The organism is Nocardia sp. NPDC004582 (assembly GCF_053602115.1).
The window spans coordinates 1-3,393 of record NZ_JBSGCY010000268.1; the positions used below are offsets into that span (position 1 = coordinate 1).

6 protein-coding genes are annotated in these 3,393 nt (G+C 68.3%); all 6 read right to left on the reverse strand.

Going from position 1 to position 3,393, the window contains the following annotated elements:
• Positions 1-1,201, reverse strand: a 1,201-nt coding sequence (locus ACWELJ_RS33765; RefSeq protein WP_452370124.1) for a hypothetical protein, incomplete at its 3' end; no start/stop codon positions are given.
• Between the two features lie 67 nt (positions 1,202-1,268).
• Positions 1,269-2,096 carry a hypothetical protein gene (locus ACWELJ_RS33770; protein ID WP_452370125.1) on the reverse strand — a complete coding sequence of 276 codons (828 nt, stop codon included), beginning with the start codon at positions 2,094-2,096 and terminating at the stop codon, positions 1,269-1,271.
• 67 nt (positions 2,097-2,163) lie between these two features.
• Complete coding sequence (locus ACWELJ_RS33775; protein WP_357083512.1) at positions 2,164-2,475, reverse strand: hypothetical protein; 312 nt, start codon at positions 2,473-2,475, stop codon at positions 2,164-2,166.
• Positions 2,475-2,765 carry a hypothetical protein gene (locus ACWELJ_RS33780; RefSeq protein WP_213556317.1) on the reverse strand — a complete coding sequence of 97 codons (291 nt, stop codon included), beginning with the start codon at positions 2,763-2,765 and terminating at the stop codon, positions 2,475-2,477. The genes ACWELJ_RS33775 and ACWELJ_RS33780 overlap by 1 nt, the downstream gene beginning before the upstream one ends.
• Entirely contained in the window at positions 2,762-2,890 is a 129-nt protein-coding gene (locus tag ACWELJ_RS33785; RefSeq protein ID WP_387309162.1) for a hypothetical protein, read from the reverse strand. The genes ACWELJ_RS33780 and ACWELJ_RS33785 overlap by 4 nt, the downstream gene beginning before the upstream one ends.
• A 2-nt stretch (positions 2,891-2,892) precedes the next feature.
• A partial coding sequence (locus ACWELJ_RS33790; RefSeq protein ID WP_452370126.1) for a hypothetical protein occupies positions 2,893-3,393 on the reverse strand: 501 nt, incomplete at its 5' end.

The following is a 3,393-nucleotide window of genomic DNA, read 5'->3' on the forward strand; positions in this document are numbered from 1 at the left end:
GAACACCGAGATTCTGGTGCGTGCGGGATCGGAGGCGGTGGCGCTCAGAATGGCCGGCTCCCCGGCGGGTTCGGCGCGAGCCGACCGCGCCGAGCGCCGCGATACCGACCAGGGTGCCGGTGGTGGCGGCCAGACCCGAACCGCCGGAACCGACGATGGCCACCTCGCCCGCGGTCGCCAGGCGCATGAGCGCGGGCAGCACGAACGCCACGGTGCCCAGCAGCACGATGGCGACCAGCATGCGCTGGGCCTCGTCGGCGTCGGGCAGGTTCACGGTGCCGGTGCGGTCGTCGGTGACGCCCGCGGTGGTGAAGGCGATCATGTAGACGATCGCGGCGACCGGCTTGTACAGCATGAACGCGATGATCCAGCGAATCAGCTTGTTGTAGGACGACATTCCGATGCCGGTGCCCGAGCCCGCGGCGGCCAGCGGCAGCACGCCCGCCGCGACCACCAGCATGCCCTGGCGCACGATGGCCAGCACGATCTGCGCGAGCGCCCCGAGCAGGCCGACGATGGCGATGATCAGCACCAGACCCGGCGAGAACGCCTGCAGCTTGGAGGTTTTCACCATCAGCTCGGCCATGTTCTTGGCATTGCCGTTGGTGGAGTCGTTGATCACCCACTCGGAGAACTTGTCCGAGGCCTGGGTCGCGGCCACGATCACCGCGCCCAGCATCCAGGAGCTGAACACCACACGGGCGAACATCCAGAACGAGTCCGTGGCCTGGTCGACCGCGGCGCCGCGTCTGGCTCGCGCCAGTTTCAGGCCGGTGAGTATCACCGAGGTCATCAGGAACAGGATCTGGACTTGATAGGTGTAGTCGTTGATCTTGGTGAATAGGGTTCCGGCGTCGCTGACTCTCTCGTTCGGGATCTTCATCCAGAACGTGAGCGCCAGGATCAGCGCCTCGCCGAGACCGCTCATCAGCGAGTCGACGACCTTGCCGAAGGTGGAGTCCCACGCCTTGTCGCGCACGGCGCCGGCGGCGTCGCTCGGGTGGGTGGCGACATTGCCGGCCTTGCAGGCCGCCGAGGCCGCGTCGCCGAGCGAGATGCCGGGCACGCCCAGCCCGTCGAGGGAGTCGTGTAATTCGTTGCAGGCCTGGTCGAAACCGTAGGTCTGGCCGTAAGCCACCGTCGGGGTCGCGATCATGACGGTGAATACGACCGCGAGAATCGTGACTAGCCGCCTCAGCATGTGGTCCACCTCTCGATGGGTCGCGATGCCATATCTTCTGTTGTCAGCTGTGGAGCTGTTGTTGTCGTCACCAACGGGTCCACCCCGCCAGCGAATCCACGTACTCGGTCTGCGAGGTCCGTGACGTGGAGGGCTTGAGCCGCCAGTCGCCGGCGTCCCAGACCATGATCAGGCGCACCGCCGCCCACAACTGCCGGCCGTCGACCACCGGCCCGCGCGCGGCCAGCCGCACGATGGCCATGTCGTCGGCGTAGTTCTCGACCTGGAAGCCGTCGGGGGCGACCAGGTAGCGGGTCACCTTCTCGGGCTGCTGTTTCGGCAGCCGTTGATCGGCCAGCGCCTGGTCGTAGGCGGTGAGCTGTTCGGCGGGCACGCGTACCTGCCGCACGTACAGCTCCCGGTCCGCGGGCCGGGCGTTGAGCCGGTAGGTGATCTGCGCCGCCGCCAGGGCCGCGCCCTGCGGGGTGTGGGAATAGCCCACGGCCAGGCCGTTTTCCAGGCGAGCCGGACCGTCGGAGGTGGAGAAGGGCACCGACGCGCCGTACACCCGCTGCCAGCCGTGCGGATCGGTGATGCCCTGCGGGGCAGCGGTGAGCCAGTCGGTGTCGGTGGCCTTGCGCTGTTTGCCGGTCTCCTGCGGCAGCGGCTGTCCCGCGGTGTTGTTGGGAATGTCGACGCGGCGGCCGAACAGATCCACATCGGGCGAGGCGAATCCGGTGGCACCGGTCTCCGAGGTCGCCGGGGGCGCGCCCGGGTCGGTCTTGGCGCTGGGTTTGGCGTCGCCGTGCCCGAAATAGACCACCAGACCGGCGATCAGGATGACCGCCACCAGGGCGGCCGAGGCGATGACGCCGAACGAGACGCCGTCGCGCTCGGGCGACTCCTTCTCGCTCAATGCAATGCCTCCACGGTGTCGTCTACAAGAACGTGTGTGCGGGTGGACAATTCAGCCGACCGGCCCCTCAGGTCGGCAGCAGGGCCAGTGCGATGCCGCTGGCCGAGGTCGCCATGATCGCGCCCAGCAGGCTCATCACCACCCCGTGCGTCGCCTCGTTGGCCGCCAGGTCGCCGCGGAACGCGTACCACAGCCGGCCCGCGGCCAGGATCATCCAGGCCAGGCAGAACAGCAGCACGCACCACAGCAGCCAGTCGATGAGCTGCATCATCGGCCGGAGCACATCGGCCGGCATCTGTTTGTAGGCCAGCACGGCCACCGCGTCCGCGCGGGTGGAGAGCGCGGCGTGCAGGGCCTGCGGCACCAGCGCGGCGGGCATTAGGTGATCACTGCGTTCATGATCGTGCCCGCGCTGGTCGCGACGATGCCTCCGATCATCGCTCCGGCCACCATCTTCGGGGACTCCAAACCGCCTCCCGTCCACTTCTCCCAGGCGAACCGGCCACCGGCGTAGGTGATGCCCAGGATTCCCGACAACAGAACGAACCAGGTGAAGTACCGAACCAGTTTCAGCAACTTGTCCGACGCGGGCGGCGCCTCCGGGGTCGGGTTACCGACCTGGGCGAGGATCTGACCGTACGCGTCATGTACGGCGAGGAGCATGCTCATTGTCTGTCCTTCTCCAAAAGCGAACTGCTAGTAACAATCTCGCCGATCACCGGCCCCGCCGTCCAACCGGAGGCGGCACCTACTTCGGAAATCTTTCCAGCACAATGCAATCCAAGGGTGTTCATGATCACTCCCCCCGTTCCGCGAACACGTCGCGGGGGGCGTCGAGCGCGTCCTGGGCGGCGGCGACGATGCCCGTGCCCAGATCCCGCACATCCTGCGTAACCTCTTCCAGCGGATCGGGTTTGCGCTTGCGCTGCACCGGCGGCGGGTCGCCGGGCGACCAGACGGGCAACTGGTCGGCTTCGACCAGTGTCCACTCCTCGTGCCAGGGCAGCTGCCACACCTGACCGGCCAGCGACCCGACCACGTCGCGGTAGCGGCGGATCTCGGCCGGCATCCGGCCCGGGCGCGCGGCCACGGTGATCAGCCCCAGCACCTCACACGGACCGGCCAGGCCGGCGTGATGCTGGCGCAGCAGGTCGTGGGCGCGGGTGAGCCCGGAGATGGTCTCGCGCGCCACCAGCACCACGAACGGGGACTCCCGCTCGAAGACGCCGGGCCAGCGCCGGTACGAATCCGCCGCCGGCGCAAGCACATGCGCGAGCGTGGTCGCGCCCGCGCCGCC

Bases quoted from the DNA above. Each gene is read 5' to 3' on its own strand.
- ACWELJ_RS33775 (WP_357083512.1), bottom strand. From the start codon at position 2,475: ATGCCCGCCGCGCTGGTGCCGCAGGCCCTGCACGCCGCGCTCTCCACC.
- ACWELJ_RS33780 (WP_213556317.1), bottom strand. From the start codon at position 2,765: ATGAGCATGCTCCTCGCCGTACATGACGCGTACGGTCAGATCCTCGCC.
- ACWELJ_RS33785 (WP_387309162.1), bottom strand. From the start codon at position 2,890: ATGAACACCCTTGGATTGCATTGTGCTGGAAAGATTTCCGAAGTAGGT.